Consider the following 22,402-nt stretch of genomic DNA (forward strand, 5'->3'; position numbering starts at 1 on the left):
AACGGAGCGATAGATGGACCTGGAATCGGTGCCGGGCGTCGGGGCCAAGACGGCCGCGGCGCTCCGGGAACTCGACGACCCCGAGCGCGCGCTCCGGGAGGGAGACGTCGCCACGCTGTCACAGGCACCGGGCGTCAGCGAGGGCCGAGCGGCCCGCGTGGCCCGGGGAGCGATCCGCGCCGACCACGACGACCCGGGGGGGTTCGCCGCGACCGCGCGGGCCCGCGAACTGTTCCGGGAGGCGCTCGGCCTGGTCCAGGAGCGGACCGTCACCGACTACGCCGAGAAACGCCTGGAGACGCTGTATCCCAGCGGGACCCGGAGCCGGATCGAGGAGGTCCGGGCGTTCGTCGAGTCGGCGATGGCCCGGGACCCCGAGCTGGACGTTCGGGAGCCCCTCTCGAACGTCGCGCCGCTCTCCGAGCCCGACGGCGTCCGGGTCCGCGACCGCTGTCTGGCCACGAGCGACGCCGAGCGCTACGCCCAGGCCCAGGAGGCCATTCCGGAAGTGAGCGTCGAGGTGGTCGACGACGCCCGGCAACTGGCCGAACTCGCCCGCTCGTACTCGACGGTCGTCGCGCTGGACGAGGCCTTCGCCGGCGTCGACGTGGAGGGCGATGTTCGGGTCGAACCCGACGCGCTAGAGAACCCCTCCGCTGTCGTCCCCGAGCGGGTTCTCGCGTTCTTCTCGCGGAACCGCGATCGGGTGCTAGCCGCCGCCGAGGTCCACCGGATCGCCGATCTGGACCCGCCCTGTGATCTGGACACGCTGGAGTCGGCGCTGGACCAACTGGCCGAGGACGGTACCGTCCGTGGCGACGAGGAACTCGATCGGCTGGCGACGGCCGTCGACGATCTGGACGCGGCGGTCGGGATGGCCGAGAACGTCGCCAACGACCACCTGCGGGAGGCTATCGAGGAGCGCGACGTCACCATCGAGGGGACCGACCTGCTGTCACTGGTCGAACGGGGAGCGGGCGTCGACTCGCTGCTGTCCCGGGAACTGGCCGACGAGTACGCTGCCGCCGTCGCGAAGGCCCGCGATCACCTCGTCGAGACGCTCTCCCTGCGGGAGACGGAGGCGATGGCCCGCCGGGCCTTCCCCGACGAGCCGACCTACCCCGTCGAGCGCCAGGAGGACGTCGTCAGCCGACTCCGCGAGGAACTGACCGCCGCCCGGGACCGTCGGGCGACGCGGCGCAAGCGCGAACTGGCCGACGACCTGGCGGGACTGCGGGACGACGCCGCGGCGCTGGTCTCGGCGGCCCTGGAAGTCGACGTGGAACTGGCGATTGCCCGCTTCGCCGCCGACTTCGACTGTACGCTCCCGGAGCTCACCGAGGAGAGCGGCTTCGCCATCGAGGGCGGGCGCTCGCCGTTGCTCGATGTCCCCTTTCAGGATGTCGAGCCGGTCGACTACGCCGTCGAGGGCGTGACGGTGCTGTCGGGCGTCAACAGCGGCGGGAAGACCTCGACGCTGGATCTGGTCGCGCTCGTGACCACGCTGGCCCACATGGGGCTGCCGGTGCCCGCCGAGTCGGCCCGGGTCGGCCGCGTGACCGAACTCCACTACCACGCCAAGACCCAGGGGACGCTGGATGCCGGCGCGTTCGAGGCCACCATCCGGGAGTTCGGCGACCTGGTCGGGAGCGTCGGCGAGGGGGGCGACGAACGGCGCGTGCTCGTGCTCGTGGACGAACTCGAATCGATCACCGAACCCGGCGCGAGCGCGAAGATCATGGCCGGCATCCTCGAAGCGTTGAGCGAGCGCCGGGCGACGGCCGTCTTCGTCTCCCACCTGGCCCGGGACATCCGCGAGGCCGCCACCATCGACATCGGCATCGACGGCATCGAGGCCGTCGGCCTGGAGGACGGCGAACTCGTCGTCGAGCGCTCGCCGGTCAAGGGGAAACTCGCCCGGTCGACGCCGGAACTCATCGTCGAGAAACTCGCCGCCGACGACTCCGGGAGCTTCTACCGCGATCTCCTGTCGAAGTTCGAGGAGTGAGTCACCACGCACCCAGCCCCGATCGCCCGTGGCGGTACGTGAGGATGCCGGCGAAGGCTGCGACGCCGGTGAACGCCGACGCCGCACCCAGGTAGAACACCCACTCCATGCCGACGTTGGTCGTCAGCCAGCCGCCGGCAAGCGGTGCCAGCACGGCACCGGGCCGCCAGACCAGATCGCGGACGCCGAAGCTGGACGCCACGCCCTTCCCGCTGCCCTCGTCGGCGAACAGCGCCATGCTCGCGGGTTCGCGGATCGAGTCCGCGATACCGAGCAGGCCGTTCAGTGCCACGAGCGGCAGGAACGCGGGCGAGAGGTCGCCGAAGTACGGGAACACCGCGGGGAGCCCCAGCGCCGCGCCGATCGCGGGGGTGAACGGGACGACCAGGGCAACCACACCGTAGGCCAGCCCGCCGACGAAGACGAACCGCGCACGGCCCTGCCGGTCCGAGAGCCCGCCGGTGTAGGGCTGACAGAGCATGTTGGTGAACTTCTCGGCGGCCAGGACGACGGCCACGGCGGTCGCGCCGTTGATCGCCGCGTTGTACCCCAGCCCGCCGCGAGCGGCGGCGACGCCGGCGAAGATCGGCACCCACGTCCGGACCAGCGTCACCGCGACGGCGTACTGGGCGCGAAAGCTCGTGATGGTGAGGATCCGCCGGTTCACGGCCAGATCGGCGAGCGCGAACCCCTCCGTCGTCGTCTCGTCGGGATCGACGAACGCCAGGACCGCCAGGAAGGCGACGAGCGTGATCGCCACGAGCAGGCCGAAGACGGCGTCAAAGCCGAACCGGTCGTACAGCAGGCCGGCCGACAGCGAGCCGCCGATCGCCGCCGCGAACCGCCAGGCGTTGGAGGTTCCGATGGTGGTCCCGCGGGCGCTGTCCCGTGCTAGCTGGCCGACCAGAGCCAACCCGACCAGGCCTGCGGTCGTCGCCGCGACCCCCTGGAGTCCTCGGACGAAGACAAAGCTCCAACTGGAGGATACGAGCGGAAACAGTCCGTAGACGGCCGCTGCGAGCCCCAGCCCCACCAGCAACACCGTCCGTTTGTCGAAGCGGTCGCCCAGATACGACACCGGGATGACGGTGCCCGCCTGGGCCAGGGTCAGTCCGGTCGCGAACATCCCCAGGACGAACCCCTGGGGGTCCAGCAGGTCGATGTAGGTCGGCAACAGGGTCAGCAGCGTGACGATGCCGAAGGCAGTGGCGAAACGGGTGAGAAACAGGGCCTGGAGTTGACGGCGTGCGGTCACTGCGTGTGGACAGCGGAGTGGCCGTCTAATCGGTTACGGTCCGCCGAAGATATCCGATCGCCGTCGCAGAAAAAATCGGTCGTGGGAGCGTCGGTCCGCCCGCTGCGTCGCTCAGTCGGAGGCTTCCGCGGCCGCGACCGGTGCAACCGCGATCTCCATCTCCACGTCCTCGACCGCCCAGGTCTTACGGTGGCCGTCGACGACTTCGCCGAACTCGTCGGCCCGGACTTCCTCGGCGATCAGGTCCCGGTGGTCGTCGACCAGCGCGGCCACGCGGTCGTCGGCGACGTCGAGGTCGACGACGATCCGCTCCTCGATGTCCAGTTCGAGGTCCTTGCGCATCTCCTGGACCCGGCGGATGACCTCGCGGGCGTACCCCTCGCTCTCGATGTCCTCGGTGAGTTTCGTGTCGACGTAGACGACGCCGCCGCCGGAAAGCGCCGCGAACTCGGTGCCGGTGACGCCGGCGGGCGTCTCCCGGCGGAACTCGACCATCTCGTCGGTCAGATCGACGGGTTCGCCCAGTTCGTCGGCGACGGCCGCTTCGAGCGCGTCGATCGACCGCTCGGTGACCCGTGACTCGTTGAGCGCGTTCATCACGCGACCGGCGTCGTCGCCGAAGGCGGGGCCGAGTTCGCTCATGTCGGCTTCGGCGGAGTAGCGGAGTTCGCCCCACTCCTCGTCGGCGCCGACGACCTCGACCGCGCGGGCGTTCAGCCGGTCGGCGACGATGGCCGTCTGGGACTCCACGGCGTCGGCGACGGCCTCGCTGTCGACGTCGACGATCACGCGCGTGACCGGCCAGCGGAGTTTCCGCTCGGCCTGCTGGCGGGCGTTCGAGCCGGCCTCCTCGACCTCGCGGACGACCTCGATCTCGTCTTCCAGTTCGGGGTCGCGCAGCGACGCGTCCGATTCGGGCCAGTCACACATGTGGACCGTCGGGTGGCCGCCGTCGCCGGTCAGCGCGCCGTAGACCTCCTCGGCGACGAACGGGGTGAAGGGCGCGAAGAGGGCGGCGACCTCCTCCAGGACGCGGTACAGCGTCGCGTATGCAGCCTGCTTGGAGGCCGAATCGGCCTCGTCCCACATCCGCTCGCGGACGACCTGGATGTAGAACCGGGAGACGTCTTCGACGACGAAATCGAGCAGTTCGCCGGCGGCCTTGTCGTTCTCGAAGTTCTCCATGTGCTCGGTCATGGCCTGTTCGACGCTCTGGAGCCGCGAGAGGACCCACTCGTCGACGAGCTCGAGGTTCTCGCGGACGTCCGCAACCGTCGTCTCCGCGGGATCGAAGCCGTCGGCCCGCATGTACGGCAGCGGGAAGCGGGCGACGTTCCAGAGGATGTTGAGCCGCCGTTGCATCTCGGCGGTCTCGTCCCAGGAGAAGTTCATGTCCTCGCCCTGGGCGGTCACCGACAGCAGGAACAGCCGCATCGGGTCCCGGCCGTACTCTTCGATGACCTCGTGAGGGTCGACCAGCACGCCCTTCGATTTGGACATCCCGCGGCCGTCGGGCATGTTGGCGTAGCCGTGCATCAGCACCTGCTTGTAGGGGATCTCGCCGGTCGCGGCCGTCGACATGCCCAGTTGCGACCAGAACCACCCGCGGGTCTGGTCGTGGGCCTCCATGATGAGGTCGGCGGGCCACAACTCCTCGAAGGCCTCGGTCTGTTCGGGGTAGTCCAGCGTCCCCCACGTCGCGACCGAGGAGTCGAGCCACACGTCGAAGACGTCGCCGACCCGGGTGTAGGTCGTCCCGTCCCGGGTGATCGTCAGGTCGTCGACGGTCCCCTTGTGGAGGTCGACGGCGTCGGGATCGATCTCCTGGTCGACCAGTTCGGCCAGTTCCTCGCGGTCGCCGACGACGACGGCGTCGTCCATGTCGCCGCTCCAGTCTTCCGGGAGCCAGATCGGGATCGGGATACCCCAGTAGCGCTGGCGGGAGACGTTCCAGTCCGGGGCGTCCTCGACGAAATCGTGGAAGCGGTTGTCCCGCGCCCACGAGGGGTACCACTCGCTGTCCTCGATGTTGTCCAGCAGTTCCTCCTTGATGTCGGTGACCGTGATGAACCACTGGTCGGTGACGATGCGGACGATGTCGGTGTCACAGCGCCAACACTGCCCCTCCCGGACGGAGTGACCCTCCTCGTGAGCCAGCAACAGCCCCTTCGAATCGAGGTCGGCGATCACGTCGTCGTTGGCGTCCCGGACGAAGGTCCCCTCGTATTTGCCGGCCTCGGCGGTGTAGACGCCGTCGCTACCGACCGGACAGAACACTTCCAGATCCAGCTCCTGGCCGCGCTCGAAGTCCTCTTCACCGTGGCCGGGCGCGGAGTGGACCAGCCCGGTGCGGTCGGCCTCTACGTAGTCGGCGGTGTAGACCTGGCCGGACCCCTCGGCGCTTGCGTGGTCCGGGACCTCGTCGGCCAGCGGGTGGTCGTACTCCCAGCCCACGAGGTCCTCGCCGGACAGTTCCTCGACGACCTCGTAGTCCTCGTACCGGCCGGCCTTCAGGACGCCCTCGACGCAGGGTTCGGCGACGTAGAGCCGTTCGGTCTCGCCCTCTTTCGTGGCGTCGACGCCGACGTACTCCAGGTCCCCGTCGACGGCGACGAAGGTGTTGGCGACGATGGTCCAGGGGGTGGTGGTCCAGATGACGACGCTGCCCTCCCGGTCGGCCAGGGGGAACTTGACGTAGATCGATGGCTTGCCAACGTCGTGATACTCGACCTCGTTGTTGGCGATGGCGGTCTCACACCGGGGACACTGGTTGATCGAGCGTTTGCCCTGCTCGACGAGGTCCCGTTCGTGGGCCTGCTGGAACCCCCACCAGGCGGCCTCCATGTACTCCGGCTCGACGGTCTTGTACGGGTCGTCCCAGTCCATCCAGACGCCGAAGTCCTGGAAGTCCGTCTGGAGCCCTTCGAGTTGCTCCTCGGCGAAGGCCTTGCACTCCTCGATGAAGTTCTCCTCGCCGAAGCGCTCGATGTCTTTCTTGTTCTCGAAGTCCAGCCGTTCCTCGACTTTCGTCTCGATGGGCAGGCCGTGCATGTCGTAGCCCGGCCGGTCGGTGACGTCGTACCCCTGCATCCGGAGATAGCGGATGTAGAGGTCTTTCAGGGTCTTGTTCCAGGTCGTCCCCATGTGGGCCGCGCCGGAGGTGTACGGCGGCCCGTCGACGAAGAAGTACGTCTCCCCGTCGGCACGATGTGCCTTCGTCCGTTCGTAGGCGTCGACGTCGTCCCAGTAGTCGAAGACCGTCTCCTCGACGGCCTCCGGATCGTACTGGTCGTCGATCGCGGCGAATCGGTCCATACCGGTCACATTCGCCGCCGGCATTAAAGGACAATCGATTGTGTGTGTCGCCGTCACGGGACGAGCGGCCCCGACAACCCGTGTCTGTGGGGCGAACGGCGCGTCAGCGCTCGCGCTGGAGGAGGAGTGCGGCGGTCTGCCCGCTGTTCTGGGTGATCGGCGCGACGACTTCCCAGCCGTCAGCGCCGAGTTCGTTCAACTGCTCTTCGGGGACGCTGCTGGAGCCGAACATGCCGGTTTCGACTTCGAACATCTTGTACTCGTAGGAGGGCATACATCTGGCGGGAACGGTGCCACCGGTACCAGTCTTGTGGTCGCCCGATAGTGGCGTCTCCTTCAGCAGTCAAGAGGTCCCGGAGCCAGCCGCCCCTTTCAGCCCCACTCCGTAGCTGGCTGATCAACCGGCCTGAGTGGGGCTTTCTGGCTGTGTATGGTCGAATTCCCGTAACTAAACACTGCTCCCGTGTCGAGCGCGGGATGAAAACACAGTTAGTCTCTGCGTCTCCTGAGGTGTGGTAGAGACAATGGTACGCACGAGCGTCATCGGCTGCGGGAACATGGGCAGTGCCCTCGTCACGGGCCTCTGGAAGTCCGGGAACCACACGGTCATCGCGTGTGACTTGGACTCCGAGGCGCTGGCGGCCGTCGCCGACTACAGCACGGAGACGACAGAGGACATCTCGCGGGCCGCGGAGGCAGACGTCGTGTTCGTCGCGGTCAAACCCGACATCGTCGAGGCGGTACTGGACGAACTGGAGCTCTCGGCCGACCAGACGCTGGTCTCGATCGCCGCGGGCGTCCCCACGGAGTTCGTCGAGGCATACACCGACGCCGACGTGGTCCGGATCATGCCGAACCTGGCCGCCGAGACCCGCGATATGGCCGCGGCCGCCACAGGCGACCTCTCGCCGGCGATCCGGGAACTGCTGGACGACGTCGGCGAGTTCGCCGAGATCCAGGAGGCACAGATGGACATCGCGACCGCCGTCAACGGGAGCGGGCCGGCCTTCGTCTTCTATCTCATCGACGCCATGACCCAGGCCGGCGTCGCGGGCGGGCTGGACCACGAGGAGGCCGAGACTCTCGCGGCACAGACGTTCAAGGGTGCCGCCGAGACGATCCTGCGGGACGACCGAAGCGCCGAGGAACTGATCGACGCCGTCTGCTCGCCGAACGGGACGACGATCGAGGGTATGGAGGTCCTCTGGGACAGCGACGCCGACGAGGCCGTCGCCGACGCGGTCGCGGCCGCAGAGCGGCGTTCGAAGGAACTGGCGGCCGACTTCGACGATGCGTGAGGCCGTCGACGCCGAGACCGTCTCGGCGACCCGACAACTCGCCGCCGACGCCCAGCGGGTCATCGTCAAGGCCGGCACGAACTCACTGACCGACGAGGAGTCGAACTTGGACGACGAGAAACTCGACAAACTCGTCGACGATATCGAGGACCTGCTCTCGCGGGGCAAGGAGGTCCTGCTGGTTTCCTCGGGGGCTGTGGGGGCCGGGATCGGCCGGGTCGACCATCCAACCGGGACCGTCGAGGAGTCCCAGGCGCTCTCGACGGTCGGCCAGAGCCACCTGATGCGCCGCTACACCGAGAGCTTCGAACGGTACGGTCGGACGGTCGCCCAGATCCTCATCACCGAACACGACCTGGAGAACCCCGAGCGGTTCACCAACTTCCGCAACACCGTCGAGACGCTGCTCGATTGGGGTGTCGTCCCGATCATCAACGAGAACGACGCCGTCGCGACGGAGGAACTCCAGATCGGCGACAACGACATGATCTCGTCCTCCATCGCTATCGGCGTCGACGTGGACCTGCTGGTGACCCTGACCGACGTGGGCGGGGTCTACACTGGCAACCCCAAGGAGAACCCCGACGCCGAGCGCATCCCGGTCGTCGGCGAGAACTACGACGAGGTCGAAGAGCTGGTCTCCGAGAGCTCGACGGGCGGGTTCGGCGGCATCCAGACGAAGGTCAGCGGCGCCCGGGACGTCAGCGAACACGGTATCCCGGCGATCATCGCCCGGTCGACGGAGCCCGACGTGCTGGAGAACGTCGCCAGGGCCGAATCGGTGGGCACAATATTCGTCCCGATCAACGGTGAGGTAGATGACTGACGACACCGAACGCCAGGTCGAACAGGCACAGTCCGCGGCCCTGCGGCTGGCGAACGTCGACGCCGCCGAGCGCGACGCCGCGCTCGGTGCCATCGCCGACGCGATCCGGGAGAACAGCGAGGCGATCCTTGAAGCCAACGCCGAGGACGTCGCCGAGGCAGAGGAGATGCTCGCGGAAGGCGAGTACACGCAGGCGCTGGTCGACCGGCTGAAACTCGACGAGGGCAAACTCGAATCGATCGCCGGGATGGTCGAGTCCGTCGCCGACCAGACCGATCCGCTGGGCAAGACGCTGGCCGCCCGTGAACTCGACGACGACTTGGAGCTGTACAAGGTCGCGGTCCCCATCGGCGTCGTCGGGACCATCTTCGAGTCCCGTCCCGACGCCCTGGTCCAGATCGCCGCGCTCGCGCTGAAGTCGGGCAACGCCGTCATCCTCAAGGGCGGCAGCGAGGCCAGCGAATCCAACCGCGTCCTCTACGAGACGATCGTCGAGGCCGTCGCGGAGGCCGACGCCGACCTCCCCGAAGGCTGGGCACAACTCATCGAGGCCCACGAGGAGGTCGACCGCCTGCTGGAACTGGACGACAAGGTCGATCTGGTGATGCCCCGTGGCTCCTCGGAGTTCGTCTCCTACATCCAGGACAACACCCAGATTCCCGTTCTGGGGCACACCGAGGGGGTCTGTCACGTCTACGTCGACGAGGCGGCCGACCTCGAAATGGCCGAGGAGATCGCCTTCGACGCGAAGGTCCAGTACCCCGCCGTCTGTAACGCCGTCGAGACGCTGCTCGTCGACGACGACGTGGCCGCCGACTTCCTCCCGGGGATGGTCGAGCGCTACCGCGAGGCCGGCGTCGAACTGCGCGGGGACGCCCCGACCCGGGAGATCGTCGACGTCGACCCCGCGAGCGACGACGACTGGTCGAGTGAGTACGGCGACCTCGAACTGTCGATCAAGGTCGTCGAGGACGTCTACGCGGCCGTCGACCACGCCAACACCTTCGGCTCGAAACACACCGAATCGATCGTCACCGAAGACGCCGACGTGGCCGAGACGTTCATGACCGGCATCGACGCCGCAAGCGTCTTCCACAACGCCTCGACGCGCTTCGCCGACGGCTACCGCTACGGGCTGGGCGCGGAGGTCGGTATCTCCACGGGCAAGATCCACGCCCGCGGCCCGGTCGGGCTGGAGGGGCTGACGACCTACAAGTACTACCTGGAGGGTGACGGCCAACTGGTCGCGAGTTACGCCGGCGACGACGCCCTCCCGTTCACTCACCGTGACTTCGACGGCGAGTGGACTCCCGGCCACCTGGCCGGGGAGTGATTCACCCGACGGTGCTCGAAGCCGGCTCGCCGGAGCCGATCTCGTCCCGGACGACCAGGTAGAACACCCAGAAGACGACGCCCCCGAACAGCGAGCCCAACACCGCACAGAAGAACGAGGCGCTCGCCCACGCCACCGCGTGGGGACTGCCCCGGCTCCTGGCGTCCCGATAGAGCAACAACGACACGACGAGCGGTATCGCGAACAGTATCCCGGCCCCGACGAAGACGAGGAGCAACTCCGGACTGGCCGCGATGCCTGACTGGAGGATCACAGTCATGCTTTCCCGTTACCGGAGCGCTCTCATAAGCCCCGGAGCGAATTTCGCGGCCGTGAACCACGCAATCGCGGCCGGGAAAACCGACGGCCGGCGCTGTGGGCAGGTCTTCGACGTGCTGTAACCGGGCGGTGGGCCGACTCGCGGGGGTGTCGTCGGGAGGCACTCTGCCGACACGGTGGTGCTATCCCATCGTGCGGTCAGTGGCGACCAGCCCCAGAAAGAAGATGCCCGATTGGAGCGCGCTGGTACAGACGACTGCGCAGGCACCGACCAGCAGCGTGCCGACGGGCCGCGCGAGGCCACCGATGTCGAACAGCAGTGTGGCGCCGACGAGGCTCGCGAGGCCACCGAGGCCGAACAGCACGAGGCTGACCAGGAGACCAGCGACCACGGTGGGGTGACTGCCGACCGTGTCCGAGAGGCCGAGAAAGCCGATGGAGAGCCGGTCGAGCGGGGTCGCGGTTCTGAGGGCGTGCTTTCCTTCCGGCGATAGCGGCCAGTCCGACTCGTCGTAGTCGATGTAGTACAGGGTGACCGAGTCGGGGTAGGTCTCGGTCGCGACGACGTCGATCTCCCGTAGCTCGTCGAGTCGGTTCCTGACGGTCGCTTTGCTCACGTCCGGTTTGACGCGCGCCTGGAGCTGGCGCGTCGAGAAGAACGGCCGCTCGGCGTCGACCATGACCTCGGCGACGTGGTCCTGTGTCAGCGTCTTGTCGAGGTCCCGGTCGATCCGGGTTTCGATCCAGTCTGGAAGGTCGGACACGGTGGGTCTAGGCTCTCGTGGCGGTGTAATAAATACGGAAGCGAATTTCGCGGCCGCGAACCGCCCAATCGCGACTGCGGGGCGACTGGTCAGGCGACGGGACAGAAACTACATGTGTCGACCGAACACACCCGAAACCGGACGAGCCCGATGTCACCGTTCCCCGACGACGACAGTCGCAACGCGCTCGCCGAGGACTGCCGGCGCTGTCCCGCCCTCACCGAGAGTCGTACGTGCATCTCCTGGGGAAACGGCCCGCTGGATGCCGATCTCGTCGTCGTCGGTGAGGCACCGGCCGAGGGGGACCCCGACGCCGACCGCTGGCGGGGCGGGAACCTGACCGGGATGGCCTACACCTCGCGGGCGTCGGGCCGAAAGATCCGCTCGCTCCTGGCCGACGCCGGATTCGACCACGACGACTGTTACTTCACGAACGCGGTGAAGTGTCATCCACCGGAGAACCGCGACCCGACCGACGACGAACTCGCGAACTGTCGGCCCTACCTGATCGAGGAGATCGAGACGGTCGGCCCGCGGGTGGTCGTGACGACCGGGAACCACGCGACGCGAACCGTGCTCGCGCTCGACGGCGACTCGCTGGACGGCTTCCTCGACGACGTACTGGAACCCCGATACAGCGACACACTCGGCGTGCCTGTCGTTCCACTCCTCCACCCGAGCTACCAGGAGGTGTGGCTCGCGCGACTGGGCTACGACCGCGCGGAGTACGTCGACGCGATCCGCGAGACGGTCGCCGGCTGTCACCCGTAGCGGGGCCGAACCTTCATGTAATCGCCGGCCGACGACCCGGACATGAGCGACTGCATCTTCTGTCAGATCGTCGACGGGGACATCCCGAGCCGGACCGTCTACGAGGACGACTCCGTGCTGGCGTTTCTGGACGCCAACCCGCTCTCGCCGGGGCACACGCTCGTCATCCCGAAAGCCCACCACGAACGGCTGAACGACCTTCCCGCCGACGCCGCCAGCGAGGTCATGAGCACGGTCCACGCGCTCACGCCCGCCGTCGAGGCGGCGGTCGACGCGCCGGCGACGACGGTGGCGTTCAACAACGGCGAGGCCGCCGGCCAGGAAGTTCCCCACGTCCACGGCCACATCGTCCCACGGTTCGAGGACGACGGCGGCCGGCCGATCCACGCGCTCGTCAGCGACCGACCCGACCTGAGCGACGACGAACTCGACGACATCGCGGCGGCCATCGAGGACGGCGTTTAAGCCGTATCTTTTTACCGTAGAGCGAGTGCAACGAAGTGTATGGGAGTGTCGACGCTCGCGTTCGTCGGTGCGACGGGTGGTGCGGGAACGACGCGGTTGGCCGTCGAGACGGCCGCGACCCTGGCCAGGGACGGCCGTTCGGTCGCGGTCCTCGATGCGGCCTTCGCGACCCAGGGACTGGCCACGCGGGTCCCGGCACAGATCCGGGGCGACCTGACGGCGGTCGCGACCGGGGAGGCGTCCCTGGCCGAGGCGACCTACGACGCCGACTTCGGCGTCCCCGGTCAGGTCGCGCTCTGTCCGGCCCACGCACCCTTCGAACGCATCGCCCGGGCGAAGACGTCCGAGCACGCACAGGCGTTCGAACGGGCCGTCGCCGAGGCGGCCGGCCAGTACGACCACGTCCTGCTCGACGTTCCGCCGGTCGCCGCCAACCAGGCGCTGGCGGCCGTCGACGCCGCACAACGCCGCGCGCTCGTGGTTCCAGCGACCGCCCGGGGCCGTGATCTCCTCCCCCAGCAGCGTGGCCGGTTACGGGACGTCGACGCGCCCGCCGACGCCGTCGTCGCCACCCGGACCGACGCCGCCGAGGCCGTCGCCGTCGAGGACGCCGACCACACGGTTCCGGCCGGCGACCCGAACCCGACGAGTCCGTCCGCACTGGACCCCGAGAGCACGCTCGCGCCGGCCGTCGCCGACACCACCGAGGCGCTGCTGGACGTGGAGCTGGGGCTCTCGTTCGACTCCGGGGGACTCCTCTAGAGATCCGGCAACGGAACCACGACGACGGGCCGGGTCGCCGCCGACAGCACCGCCCGGGCGGTCTCCCCGACCCCGCTCGCCCCCTCGGTGCCGCGGTTGGCGCCGATCAGGACGGTGTCCGGGTCGTGGTCGTCGATCGCCGCCAGGACCTCCTCGGTCGGGTCACCCGCTCTGGTCTCGGTCGTCGGCATCGCGGCCGCGAGTCGCGAACGGGCGACGTTGGCCGCGTCGCCGGCGTCACGGTCCGGTGCCGAGGGATCACGGACCGCGACGACGACCACGCCGTCATCGCTGGGGTCCAGTCGGTCACGGAGGTAGTCGGCCGCCGCGGCGGTGACGTGGACCGACGAGGTGGCGACGAGATATTCGGTCATAGGTGTCCCTGCGGACGCCGGTGGCTTCGCCCTTTCGCCGATCGGCTCCGACGAACTTACGTCGACCGCCGCCCCTACGGGAGAGCGTGCGCGTCGAGAACAGTTTCATCGGGGTCGACGGCGTCGGCGAGAAGACCGAACGGAGCATCTGGGAGCAGGGGATCACCCACTGGGACGAGTTCGAGCCGTCGGTCGTCGGCGGGAAACGCGGCCAGCGGATCGGGTCGTTCATCGAGGAGGGCCGAGACCGTGTCGCGGCGGCCGACGTCGACTACTTCGACCGGGCCTTCCCCAACAGCGAGCAGTGGCGTCTCTACGAGACGTTCCGCGACCGGGCCTGTTTCTTCGACATCGAGACGACGGGCCTGGACGAACACCGCAACCAGGTGACCACCGTCAGTCTCCACCAGGACGGCGAGACACGGACGCTCGTGGCCGGCGACGATCTCACCGCCGAGAACCTCCGGGCGGCCTTCGCCGACGCCGGCCTCCTGGTGACGTTCAACGGCAAGCGCTTCGACGTCCCCTTCCTGGAGGCGAACTTCGACATCGACCTCAGGGACCCGCACCTCGACCTCATGTACACCTGCAAGAAACTCGGGCTCTCGGGCGGGCTCAAGCAGGTCGAGCAGGACATCGGCATCGAGCGCGAGCGGCCGGACATCTCCGGGCGGGACGCGGTGCGGCTCTGGCGGGAACACGAACGCGGCGTCGACGGCTCCCTGGAGACACTGATCTCGTACAACCGCGAGGACACCGTCAACCTCCGGACGCTGGCCGACCGCGTGACCAGCGACCTCGACGAGGAACTGTTCGTCTAGGGCTCTGTGGGGGCCGGTTCCCCGAGGACGCTCCCGGGGCGCAGCAGGTGTGCTCGCCCGGCCAGAATACCCAGCAGGAGGCCGGTGAAGTGTGCGATCAGTGCGACGCCCGGATTCGCGGTCGCGATGGTGATCGCCGCGGCGCAGATCCCACCGATCGCGAGTTGTGCCCGTGGTGACAGCGAGATCCCGCCCACGACCGTCTCGGTCAGCCGGTTCGAGGCGAGCAGATACCCCAGGAACGCGAAGATCGCGCCGCTCGCCCCCAGGACGTTGACCTGGCTGACCATCCAGGGGACGATCGGGCCGAGCAGTCGCGCGGCGTACACCTCGGCCAGGCCGGCGAACATTCCGGTGAGGAGGAAAAACGTGTGATAGCGGAGGCTGGTGGTCTCCCGTTCGAGCAGGAACCCGAGGACCGCCAGCGCGATGGCGTTCGACAACAGATGCGAGGGGCCGCCGTGGGCGTAGACGCTGGTCACGAGCGTCCAGGGCTGACTGAACGGGTGTGACATCCCGAACACGAGCGTCTGTGGGACGAGCAAGCCGACGACCTGCTGGAGGGCGAAGACGGCGCCGATGGCCCCGAGGGTGACCACCGTGGGGCTGTCCGTGAGGCGGGGCATACTCCGTACTTCCGACCACTCCCACAAGAAAGGTCGGCCCGAATCCAGAACGCATACGTGGACCGGCCGCGTTCGATCGGGTATGACAGACACGCTCAGCGAGTCGCTTGCCGAGGCGTTCGCGGAATCGACCGACGAGGGGACCGCCACCGAGGCAGCCGAACAGCTCGCGGCCTTCGTCGAGGACTACGAGCGGGATCTCACGGCCGAGGCCTTGCTGGAGCGCTTCGAGGACGCCCCTTACGACGACTTCCCCCACCGCTACGACTGGCTCGTCGGCGAACTCGCCGCCGAGACCGAGGACTGTACGGACTCACGGACCTACCGGCTCGACGGCTTCGGCGAGTTGGCCGCCGATCCGAGTCAGGGCGCCTGACCCGATGGCCGGCGGGACGTACACGCTCGTCCTCGAACGGAGCGAGGGCGCGACGATCGAGGTCGGCGCGCTCGGCCGGCGGCAGTTTCCGGCCGGATGGTACGCCTACACCGGGAGCGCGCTCGGTTCGGGCGGGTTCGGCCGGATCGACCGTCATCGTGCGGTCGCGGCCGGCGAGAACGACACCCGCCACTGGCACGTCGACTACCTCCTCGGCGATCCGGCGACGACCGTCGACACCGTCGTGACGACCGAGGCCGCTGTCGAGTGTGCGGTCGCCGGCCGGATCGGCGATCCGACGGCCGACGGGTTCGGGGGCGTCACCGGATTCGGCTGTTCGGACTGTGACTGTCCGACCCACCTCACCTCTCACGAGCGCCGGGACGTGTTGCTCGCCAGCGTCGAACGGGCTCACGAGGCCGCGGCGGCCGACTAAGCCAGTTCGTAGCCGGCGTCGGCGACTGCCGACCCGATCGCTTCCTCGTCGACGTCGCCGTCTGTCTCGACGGTCACCGTCCCCGCGCCGTGGTCGGCCGATACCGAGACGACGCCGGAGAGTTCCCCCAGCGCCTGCTCGACGGCGTCTTCACAGCCGGTACAGGACATCCCCGTCACCGAGAGGGTCTGCGTGCTCATAGCCGTCCCTAACTGCCGGTCAGCCAAAACCGCTTCCCTCGGGGTAGTCACGATCCGCCGCCGTGTGAGAGTCCGCCGCGGGACCGACACGCCTAATTTCCGCCGTCGAGAACCGACGCCCATGTTATCGAGACAGTTCGTCCGGGAGAACCCCGAGACGGTCCGTGACGCCATCGAGCGCAAGGGCGTGACAGGCGTCGACCTCGACGAGATCCTCGAAATCGACGAGGAGTGGCGCGGGCTGAAAGCCGACGGCGACGGGCTCCGCCAGGAACGCAACGAGATCTCCAGCAAGATCGGCCAGTACAAACAGGAAGGCGACGAGGAGGCCGCTCAGGAGGCCATCGAGCGCTCCCAGGAACTGAAAGCCGAACTCCAGGAGATCGAGGAGCGCGCCGACGAACTGGAGGCGAACCTGGAGGCGGCGCTGCTGGAACTGCCGAACGTCCCCCACGAGTCGGTCCCGACCGGCGAGGACGAATCCGACAACGTCGAGCGGTACCGCCGCGGCTTCGAGGACCTGCGGGATCTCCCCGAGGACGTCGTTCCCCATTACGACCTGGGCGAAGAACTGGACGTCTTGGACTTCGAGCGCGGCGCGAAAGTCTCGGGCGGGGGCTACCAGTTCGTCAAAGGCGAGGGCGCTCGTCTGGAGCACGCGCTGATCCAGTTCATGCTGGAGATCCACCGCGAGCAGGGCTACACCGACGTGTTGCCGCCGATCCCCGTCAACTCCGCCTCGATGGAGGGCACCGGCCAACTCCCGAAGTTCGACGAGGACGCCTACCGTGTGAGTGCTCGCCAGGACGACGACTACGACGACGACGACCTCTGGCTGCTCCCGACGGCGGAGGTCCCCGTGACGAACATGTACCGCGACGAGATCCTGCTGGACGACGACCTCCCGGTGAAACACCAGGCGTTCTCGCCGAACTTCCGCCGGGAGGCCGGCGAACACGGCACCGAGACCCGCGGATACGTCCGCGTCCACCAGTTCCACAAGGTCGAACTCGTCAACTTCGTCCGGCCCGAGGACAGCTACGACCGCTTAGAGGCCCTGCTGGGGGAGGCCGAGGAAGTGCTCGACCGCCTGGAGCTCCCCTACCGCGTGCTGGACATGTGTACCGGCGACATGGGCTTTACACAGGCCAAGAAGTACGACATCGAGGTGTGGGCGCCCGGCGACGACATGGCGGACGGTCCCGAGGTCGGCGGTCGCTGGCTCGAAGTCTCCTCGGTCTCGAACTTCGAGGACTTCCAGGCTCGCCGGGCCGGGTTGCGGTACCGTCCGGAGCGCCACGAGTCCGCCGACTACCTCCACACGCTGAACGGCTCCGGGCTGGCGGTCCCCCGCGTCCTCGTCGCCATCATGGAGTACTACCAGAACGACGACGGGACGATCACGGTCCCGGAACCGCTGCGGCCCTACATGGGCGGCCAGGAACGGATTAAGGGCCACGAACCCGTCGGCGAGAGCGCGGTCGGCGCCGGCGAGAAGGAGTAACGCGGCTCACTCGCCGTCGACGACCGACCGACAGAGCTGTCGGACCTGCGGGAGTGTCTCGGGTGGGCCTCTCAGTCCGTATAGGTGTGTAGCCGCGTGATCTCGCCATCGGTGGTGAACACGTCGACGAAGCCGAACAACACGTCCCCGTCGGCTCCTTCCAGCCGACCGCGGACGGCGACCGCTCCCTCCCCGTCGACCGGCTCGTACACCTGGTCGAGCACGTGGGTCGTGTCGGTCTGCGGACGCTCCTCGCGCATGAACCGGACGAACCGATCACGGCCGTCGAGCGTCCGATCGGGGCGGTCGTGGACGAACCCCTCGGCCAGCAGATCGACCAGGTCATCGTACTCGCCGGCGTCGATGGCCCGGTAGTACGCCCGAACCAGGTCGGTCGGTTCCACGGATCAGTCCTCCGCCTCCCCCTCGTCGTCCTCGTCCTCGTCCTCGCTCCCGGTCACTGGCCCCGTGTCGGGCGTGACGTAGCCGCCGAACTCGTCGTCCGGAGCGGCGTAGCCACCGGGTTCCCCGTCGGAGGGGGTCGCCGCGTCGTCGGGACGGTCTCGGTCGTCGGGTGCTGCTCGTGACACGTCTTCGCCTGTCTCGGATACTCCCTCGTCGGCGGCCACGGAGTCGGCGTCCGGCCCGCTGTCGGTCGTCCGGGCGCTCCCATCGTCGTCGGCGACTTCGGTGTCGTCCTCGCCGCTGTCGGTCCGGGTATCGGTCGGGTCCTCGGGCGAATCCGCGTCCTCGGTTCCGGCTGTCCCGCCGTCAGCCGGGTCTCCGGGTGGGGCCTCGACCATGGCTGTCGGCTCTTCGGGCACGCTCTCGTCGGTGCTGTCGGGCTGACCGGCCAGTTCCGCCTGGAGGTCCGCCAAGTCCTCGTCTTCGGCTGGCGTGTCGGCGTCGACACTGTCAGCGACGCTGTCGGGTGGGGCCTCGACCATGGCCGTCGGCTCTTCGGTGATCTCCTCGGGAGTGGGCTCGGACTCGGGGTGAGTGGCTTCGAGTTCGGCCTGGATCTCTTCGAGTTCGGCGTCGTCGATGGAGTCGGCCGCCTGGTCGCTGTCGGCCGCGACCGCTGTCCCGCTTTCCGCTTCGGTCTCGTCCGGCTCGGGACTGCTTGTGGCCGTCGACGGCGTGGTCTCGGCCCCGCTCGGTTCGGCCGACTCGCTCTCCTCGACCTCGGCGTCGATATCCACGTCTAGGGCCGCGTCGTCGGGCTCGTCGGCCCTCGGGAGGATGCTCTCCTGTTGGCTCTCGTCTTTCTCCAGGTCGTCCATCTCCGGGGGCCAGTCGTCCGGATCGGGGGGCTCCTCGTACTTCCGGGCGGTTTCGAGGGGCCGTTCGGCGTCGTCGCGCCACTCTTGGCCGGCGGCACCGCTGCCACTGGAGTAGTCGCTTGCGGACTCGGCCAGCCAGTCGGCGGCCTGCCAGAGGGCGTTTGCCTTCGTCTTGGCCCCCTCGTAGATGGCACCCGTCCCGTCGTCGTCGACGAACCGCAACGCGGTGTCGAATCGGTCTTCGGCCTCGGCGAACTCCTTGCGAGCCTGCTGGAAGTCCCCCTGAGCCATCATCCACTCGGAGTCCTGGAACGCGCCCATCGCCGAGGTGAACGCCCGCCGTCCCTCCGTGTAGTGGGCGTGGCCGACCCGGTAACGGGCGAACGCGGTATCGTCCCCGCCGGTCTCGGCGATGGCGTCTTTGATCGGTTCGACGGCGGGCAACTCGGTGAGATCGGCCGTGCTCCAGGCGTACTGGACGACCCCGTCGTGGTCGATGACGACGACGCCGCGCTCGATCAGTTGTTGCCCGATGTCGTCGACGAAGTCGATCCCGTACTCCTCGGCCACGTCGTGGTCGGTATCCGAGAGCAACGGGACGTTCAGGTTGTACTGTTCGGCGAAGGCACGGTGGCTGTAGACGGAATCGGGGCTGACCCCCAGGATCGTGACGTCTTTCTGCATCGTAAAGAGGTCGAGTTCGTCGAGGTCACAGGACTCCCCGTCACAGGCGGGGTTGAAATCCGCCGGGTAGAACGCCAGGATGACGACGTCCTCGCCGACGTAGTCGTCGAGCGCGACCCGACGGCGCTGGCCGTCGGCGAGAGCGGGCAACTCGAACGACGGGGCCACCGTCCCCTCTGAAATCACAGTCTGTACTTGCCGTCCTGTCACTTAACAGTGTTTCTCCGCCCGCCGTCCCGAGGGCAGTCTGTCGGCCGTGATCCGGCACTCTCCCGACGAACGAGCGGTTTTTGCCCGTCGGCCCGGTAGCCAGCGGTGTGGAACTACACGTCCGGTACGAGGGCGACGACGACCCCGAGAAGTGCAGCGCCCGGAAACTCGCCCGGTTCGACCTCGCCGAACTCCATCGGGCGACCCGTTCGACGCCGCCGGGGATCGTCCTCAACCCCTTCGCGGATCGCGCGCTCTCGCCGGCCGACCGGCCGACGGCGGGTGACGGCGCCCGCCACGACCGCCTGGTCGCGCTGGACTGTTCGTGGGAGACCGCCGAGCGGGAGGCGTTCGACCTGGAGGGGGTCCACCGCTCGCTCCCCTTCCTCGTGGCCGGCAACCCGGTCAACTACGGGACCGCCTTCCAGTTGAACACCGTCGAGGCCTTCGCCGGCGCGCTCTGTATCCTCGGGGAACGTGACCACGCCGAGCGGCTCCTCTCGAAGTTCTCCTGGGGGCATACTTTCCTCGAACTCAACGAGGAACCGCTGGCCCGCTACGCCGACTGTGGGGACTCCAGCGACGTGGTCGCGGTCCAGGACGACTACCTCGCCGAGGAGTGACGGTCAGTCGAAGCCGGTCCCGATCCCGCGGAAGTCCGCAGGTGGTGAGAGCGGACTCGCCGGGAGGTCCCCCGCGGCGTCGGGGTCGTTGTATCCGCCCGGCGCGACGTCGTTGGGGCCGTCGGGGTAACACAGCGAGGCCAGCGCCTGGATGTGGTCCCGGCCGACCCCGAGTTCAAACTGGCCGCCGCCGTACAGCCGGATCCCCTCGCGTTCGCAGTACGCGATCGTCTCAAGCACCGACTCGACGGTGCCACACCGGGACGGTTTCATGTTGAGCCAGTCGGGCTCGAACGGCAGATCCTCGACGCTCTCGACGCCGGTGATCGGCACGTCCCAGCTCACCCGCCCCTCGCGACCGTCGAACACCGATCGAGTCTCGTCGGTCAGGTCCGGGTCCTCGACCAGGGCGTTCGGGAGCCCGTCGACCACGCGGCGGTAGAAGTCGGCGTCGGCGTCGACCGCGACCTCGCCGTCGTCGTACAGCCCTTTCATGTCGACGACGCGGACGTCGTAGTCGTCGACCGATGCCACGAACGCCTCGTCCCAATCGGGGGTCGGATCGAGCTTGAACGCGAGGTCGTCGTGTACCGCCAGGAGGCTGTCGAGCCGGTCGGTCGACGGCGGCGCGTCGTCGCCGGGGTCCGAGAGCCGCGTCGAGACGACGAACGTCACCGGGTCGTACGACCGGTCGAGCGCGGCACCGAGGTCCGTGTCGGCCTGCTTCAGGGCGAGGTCCAGCGCGGCGCTCTCGAAGGCCCACCGCCGGTAGTGACGGAACCGTTCCTCGTCGGGTGGCTCGGGCCAGAGGTCGGCGGTATCGAGGCGGTCAGAGAACGAATCGAGCGTGTACTCGCCGGTCACCTTGACAGTGTGGTCGGCCAGTGCGTCGTGGGCCGCGTTGGTGTAGGTAACGTCTTCTCCGCGGCCCGTTTGGCCGGCACCGGAGAGCGCGATGGTCGTCGTCGCCCGGTCGAACCCGCTGGACGTGGCTCGCTCGCGCACCTCGAAGGAACACTCCTCGACGGTCACCGGTAGGTCGGCCACCTGATCGTACATACGGGTCGGTGGTGTCCGGTGGCCTAAAAACCCCGCTCAGAACGGCAGCGGGAACGGGACAGAACCGACGGCGTACCCCTCGACACTGCCGTCGGGGCGACACCGGAACACCACCGTCGGCTGGTAGCCGGGGTCGGGCTTCTCGGCGAAGATGCGGCCCCACTCGTCGTCGCGGAACGACGAGCAGTCGACCACGAGGACGGCCCCGGGATGGGCCGCGAGTTGGTCGCGGGTCTTCGCGTCCGTCGAGGCCGTCAGCGCGCCGATCGCGGTGTCGACCTGCCGCCTGGTCGGCGGTCGGGGGCGAGTCACCTCGACGAGCGTGTCCTCGACCCGGAAGTCGACGGAGTGGCCCGACCCCAGTTCGACCTCCGGTTCGAAGTCGTTGCCCGCGTCCGCGAGGAGTTTGGCGACGTTGAACTCGCCCATCGTCGCCGCCATCCGGGTCCGGTCGAACCCCTCGCTGGTCCCCAGTTTGCTGGCCATCGTGTACCGGAACTCGTCGAGGACGCCACTGCCCAGGAACTCGTCGTAGAAGGACAGCGCCGTTTCGCGGTCGGCGTCGGGAAAGCCCGCGGCGTGGTCCCGGAAGAACTCACGGGTCGACTCCCGGCCGTCCTTCGAGAGCAACACCGGCAGGAAGAACTCCGCGAGGGACTCGTACTCGGTGAGCCACGGGTCTTCGACCTCCAGTTGTGCGAACAGTTCCCGTTGTGCCCACTCCGCGACGGGGTCGGGAGCCTCGTCGAAGGTGTACTTCGTCGTCTGCCAGAGAGCACGGGGGGTTTCCGTGTTCCCGAGCCAGTAGGCCTCCTGGCCGTTCCAGCAAAAGAGCGCCAGGTCGCCGTTGTGCATCTCCAGCCGTTTGGCTGCCCACCCCTCGGGCGGCGCGAACCACGGCGAGTTCAGGTCGGCGCCAAACGACTCCGCGAGCGGTGCCAGCAGGTCCTGCCGGACGCGGTCCTCGCTCCAGCGTTCCTTCGAGTGACGGAATCGGATCGGGCCAGCCACACCGTCCTCTAGATCGGCTGGTGTCTTGTGGGTTCCGTCTGTCCGTACTGGGTCGGATCGGGCGAATCGGACGCGCTCGACGGGACGAAACGGGAAATCCGGCTGACCGTTACATTGAT

The 22,402-nt window shown here is 68.2% G+C and carries 24 protein-coding genes; 12 read left to right on the top strand and 12 right to left on the bottom strand.

Features of this window, described 5'->3' with window-relative positions; all coding sequences use genetic code 11:
* The first annotated feature begins 13 nt into the window (after positions 1-13).
* Positions 14-2,008: a helix-hairpin-helix domain-containing protein gene (locus P0204_RS10445; RefSeq protein ID WP_276178915.1), complete on the top strand. Its 1,995-nt coding sequence runs from the start codon at positions 14-16 to the stop codon at positions 2,006-2,008.
* 1 nt (position 2,009) lies between these two features.
* Here P0204_RS10445 and P0204_RS10450 read toward each other — a convergent pair whose 3' ends face one another.
* The 3 genes from P0204_RS10450 to P0204_RS10460 all read right to left on the bottom strand — a co-directional run bounded on the left by P0204_RS10450 (position 2,010) and on the right by P0204_RS10460 (position 6,852).
* Complete coding sequence (locus P0204_RS10450; RefSeq protein WP_276178917.1) at positions 2,010-3,263, bottom strand: MFS transporter; 1,254 nt, start codon at positions 3,261-3,263, stop codon at positions 2,010-2,012.
* Between the two features lie 111 nt (positions 3,264-3,374).
* Entirely contained in the window at positions 3,375-6,578 is a 3,204-nt protein-coding gene (gene ileS / locus P0204_RS10455; protein WP_276178919.1) for an isoleucine--tRNA ligase, read from the bottom strand.
* A gap of 103 nt (positions 6,579-6,681) precedes the next feature.
* Complete coding sequence (locus tag P0204_RS10460) at positions 6,682-6,852, bottom strand: DUF4177 domain-containing protein (RefSeq protein WP_276178921.1); 171 nt, start codon at positions 6,850-6,852, stop codon at positions 6,682-6,684.
* A 250-nt stretch (positions 6,853-7,102) separates the two neighbouring features.
* Between P0204_RS10460 and proC the strand changes: the two genes are divergently transcribed.
* From proC to P0204_RS10475, 3 genes are read left to right on the top strand one after another with little or no spacing between them, the layout of a single operon-like run.
* On the top strand, positions 7,103-7,876 hold the full coding sequence (gene proC, locus P0204_RS10465) for a pyrroline-5-carboxylate reductase (RefSeq protein ID WP_276178923.1): 774 nt from the start codon (positions 7,103-7,105) through the stop codon (positions 7,874-7,876).
* Positions 7,869-8,702: a glutamate 5-kinase gene (proB, locus tag P0204_RS10470; RefSeq protein ID WP_276178925.1), complete on the top strand. Its 834-nt coding sequence runs from the start codon at positions 7,869-7,871 to the stop codon at positions 8,700-8,702. Before proC ends, proB begins: the two co-directional genes overlap by 8 nt.
* Positions 8,695-10,035 (top strand): glutamate-5-semialdehyde dehydrogenase, encoded by a 1,341-nt coding sequence (locus P0204_RS10475; protein WP_276178927.1) that lies wholly within the window; start codon positions 8,695-8,697, stop codon positions 10,033-10,035. Before proB ends, P0204_RS10475 begins: the two co-directional genes overlap by 8 nt.
* A 1-nt stretch (position 10,036) precedes the next feature.
* On the opposite strand, the gene P0204_RS10480 is transcribed toward P0204_RS10475, so the two are convergent.
* Together P0204_RS10480 and P0204_RS10485 are read right to left on the bottom strand one after the other, a co-directional pair.
* Positions 10,037-10,315, bottom strand: a complete 279-nt coding sequence (locus P0204_RS10480; RefSeq protein ID WP_276178929.1) for a hypothetical protein — start codon at positions 10,313-10,315, stop codon at positions 10,037-10,039.
* Positions 10,316-10,496: 181 nt separating this feature from the next.
* Complete coding sequence (locus P0204_RS10485; RefSeq protein ID WP_276178931.1) at positions 10,497-11,078, bottom strand: helix-turn-helix domain-containing protein; 582 nt, start codon at positions 11,076-11,078, stop codon at positions 10,497-10,499.
* A gap of 150 nt (positions 11,079-11,228) precedes the next feature.
* On the opposite strand from P0204_RS10485, the gene P0204_RS10490 reads away from it, so the two are divergent.
* From P0204_RS10490 to P0204_RS10500, 3 genes are read left to right on the top strand one after another with little or no spacing between them, the layout of a single operon-like run.
* Entirely contained in the window at positions 11,229-11,849 is a 621-nt protein-coding gene (locus tag P0204_RS10490) for a uracil-DNA glycosylase (protein ID WP_276178933.1), read from the top strand.
* 42 nt (positions 11,850-11,891) lie between these two features.
* The gene (locus P0204_RS10495) at positions 11,892-12,314 is read left to right on the top strand and encodes an HIT family protein (RefSeq protein WP_276178935.1); all 423 of its coding nucleotides are present in this window, start codon (positions 11,892-11,894) and stop codon (positions 12,312-12,314) included.
* Between the two features lie 39 nt (positions 12,315-12,353).
* Positions 12,354-13,076 (top strand): MinD/ParA family ATP-binding protein, encoded by a 723-nt coding sequence (locus P0204_RS10500; RefSeq protein WP_276178937.1) that lies wholly within the window; start codon positions 12,354-12,356, stop codon positions 13,074-13,076.
* On the opposite strand, the gene P0204_RS10505 is transcribed toward P0204_RS10500, so the two are convergent.
* Positions 13,073-13,450: a universal stress protein gene (locus tag P0204_RS10505; protein WP_276178939.1), complete on the bottom strand. Its 378-nt coding sequence runs from the start codon at positions 13,448-13,450 to the stop codon at positions 13,073-13,075. The two genes, P0204_RS10500 and P0204_RS10505, sit on opposite strands and share 4 nt — an antisense overlap.
* Positions 13,451-13,536: 86 nt before the next feature.
* Between P0204_RS10505 and P0204_RS10510 the strand changes: the two genes are divergently transcribed.
* Entirely contained in the window at positions 13,537-14,271 is a 735-nt protein-coding gene (locus P0204_RS10510; RefSeq protein ID WP_276178941.1) for a ribonuclease H-like domain-containing protein, read from the top strand.
* Here the strand turns inward: P0204_RS10510 and P0204_RS10515 are convergent.
* Positions 14,268-14,897, bottom strand: a complete 630-nt coding sequence (locus P0204_RS10515) for a rhomboid family intramembrane serine protease (protein WP_276178943.1) — start codon at positions 14,895-14,897, stop codon at positions 14,268-14,270. The genes P0204_RS10510 and P0204_RS10515 overlap by 4 nt on opposite strands.
* A gap of 82 nt (positions 14,898-14,979) precedes the next feature.
* Between P0204_RS10515 and P0204_RS10520 the strand changes: the two genes are divergently transcribed.
* Positions 14,980-15,273: a hypothetical protein gene (locus P0204_RS10520; protein WP_276178945.1), complete on the top strand. Its 294-nt coding sequence runs from the start codon at positions 14,980-14,982 to the stop codon at positions 15,271-15,273.
* 4 nt (positions 15,274-15,277) lie between these two features.
* Entirely contained in the window at positions 15,278-15,709 is a 432-nt protein-coding gene (locus P0204_RS10525; protein WP_276178947.1) for a GIY-YIG nuclease family protein, read from the top strand.
* Here the strand turns inward: P0204_RS10525 and P0204_RS10530 are convergent.
* Entirely contained in the window at positions 15,706-15,909 is a 204-nt protein-coding gene (locus tag P0204_RS10530; protein WP_276178949.1) for a heavy-metal-associated domain-containing protein, read from the bottom strand. The genes P0204_RS10525 and P0204_RS10530 overlap by 4 nt on opposite strands.
* Positions 15,910-16,030: 121 nt before the next feature.
* Here P0204_RS10530 and serS point away from each other — a divergent pair, with 121 nt between their 5' ends.
* Positions 16,031-17,413, top strand: a complete 1,383-nt coding sequence (gene serS, locus P0204_RS10535) for a serine--tRNA ligase (protein WP_276178952.1) — start codon at positions 16,031-16,033, stop codon at positions 17,411-17,413.
* A 71-nt stretch (positions 17,414-17,484) separates the two neighbouring features.
* Here serS and P0204_RS10540 read toward each other — a convergent pair whose 3' ends face one another.
* Positions 17,485-17,817: a nuclear transport factor 2 family protein gene (locus tag P0204_RS10540; protein ID WP_276178954.1), complete on the bottom strand. Its 333-nt coding sequence runs from the start codon at positions 17,815-17,817 to the stop codon at positions 17,485-17,487.
* 3 nt (positions 17,818-17,820) lie between these two features.
* Complete coding sequence (locus P0204_RS10545; protein WP_276178956.1) at positions 17,821-19,566, bottom strand: redoxin domain-containing protein; 1,746 nt, start codon at positions 19,564-19,566, stop codon at positions 17,821-17,823.
* A 131-nt stretch (positions 19,567-19,697) separates the two neighbouring features.
* On the opposite strand from P0204_RS10545, the gene P0204_RS10550 reads away from it, so the two are divergent.
* Complete coding sequence (locus P0204_RS10550) at positions 19,698-20,213, top strand: DUF367 family protein (protein WP_276178958.1); 516 nt, start codon at positions 19,698-19,700, stop codon at positions 20,211-20,213.
* A 3-nt stretch (positions 20,214-20,216) separates the two neighbouring features.
* On the opposite strand, the gene P0204_RS10555 is transcribed toward P0204_RS10550, so the two are convergent.
* Both P0204_RS10555 and P0204_RS10560 read right to left on the bottom strand, forming a co-directional pair.
* Positions 20,217-21,272: an enolase-like domain-containing protein gene (locus tag P0204_RS10555; protein WP_276178960.1), complete on the bottom strand. Its 1,056-nt coding sequence runs from the start codon at positions 21,270-21,272 to the stop codon at positions 20,217-20,219.
* Between the two features lie 36 nt (positions 21,273-21,308).
* Positions 21,309-22,283: a DUF5784 family protein gene (locus tag P0204_RS10560; RefSeq protein ID WP_276178962.1), complete on the bottom strand. Its 975-nt coding sequence runs from the start codon at positions 22,281-22,283 to the stop codon at positions 21,309-21,311.
* Positions 22,284-22,402 lie beyond the last annotated feature (119 nt).

The organism is Haloarcula halophila (assembly GCF_029278565.1).
In the GTDB taxonomy this organism is placed as follows: Archaea; Halobacteriota; Halobacteria; order Halobacteriales; family Haloarculaceae; genus Haloarcula; species Haloarcula halophila.

Bases quoted from the DNA above. Each gene is read 5' to 3' on its own strand.
- P0204_RS10445 (WP_276178915.1), top strand. From the start codon at position 14: ATGGACCTGGAATCGGTGCCGGGCGTCGGGGCCAAGACGGCCGCGGCG.
- ileS (WP_276178919.1), bottom strand. From the start codon at position 6,578: ATGGACCGATTCGCCGCGATCGACGACCAGTACGATCCGGAGGCCGTC.
- P0204_RS10460 (WP_276178921.1), bottom strand. From the start codon at position 6,852: ATGCCCTCCTACGAGTACAAGATGTTCGAAGTCGAAACCGGCATGTTC.
- proC (WP_276178923.1), top strand. From the start codon at position 7,103: ATGGTACGCACGAGCGTCATCGGCTGCGGGAACATGGGCAGTGCCCTC.
- proB (WP_276178925.1), top strand. From the start codon at position 7,869: ATGCGTGAGGCCGTCGACGCCGAGACCGTCTCGGCGACCCGACAACTC.
- P0204_RS10475 (WP_276178927.1), top strand. From the start codon at position 8,695: ATGACTGACGACACCGAACGCCAGGTCGAACAGGCACAGTCCGCGGCC.
- P0204_RS10480 (WP_276178929.1), bottom strand. From the start codon at position 10,315: ATGACTGTGATCCTCCAGTCAGGCATCGCGGCCAGTCCGGAGTTGCTC.
- P0204_RS10490 (WP_276178933.1), top strand. From the start codon at position 11,229: ATGTCACCGTTCCCCGACGACGACAGTCGCAACGCGCTCGCCGAGGAC.
- P0204_RS10495 (WP_276178935.1), top strand. From the start codon at position 11,892: ATGAGCGACTGCATCTTCTGTCAGATCGTCGACGGGGACATCCCGAGC.
- P0204_RS10500 (WP_276178937.1), top strand. From the start codon at position 12,354: ATGGGAGTGTCGACGCTCGCGTTCGTCGGTGCGACGGGTGGTGCGGGA.
- P0204_RS10505 (WP_276178939.1), bottom strand. From the start codon at position 13,450: ATGACCGAATATCTCGTCGCCACCTCGTCGGTCCACGTCACCGCCGCG.
- P0204_RS10515 (WP_276178943.1), bottom strand. From the start codon at position 14,897: ATGCCCCGCCTCACGGACAGCCCCACGGTGGTCACCCTCGGGGCCATC.
- P0204_RS10520 (WP_276178945.1), top strand. From the start codon at position 14,980: ATGACAGACACGCTCAGCGAGTCGCTTGCCGAGGCGTTCGCGGAATCG.
- P0204_RS10525 (WP_276178947.1), top strand. From the start codon at position 15,278: ATGGCCGGCGGGACGTACACGCTCGTCCTCGAACGGAGCGAGGGCGCG.
- P0204_RS10530 (WP_276178949.1), bottom strand. From the start codon at position 15,909: ATGAGCACGCAGACCCTCTCGGTGACGGGGATGTCCTGTACCGGCTGT.
- serS (WP_276178952.1), top strand. From the start codon at position 16,031: ATGTTATCGAGACAGTTCGTCCGGGAGAACCCCGAGACGGTCCGTGAC.
- P0204_RS10555 (WP_276178960.1), bottom strand. From the start codon at position 21,272: ATGTACGATCAGGTGGCCGACCTACCGGTGACCGTCGAGGAGTGTTCC.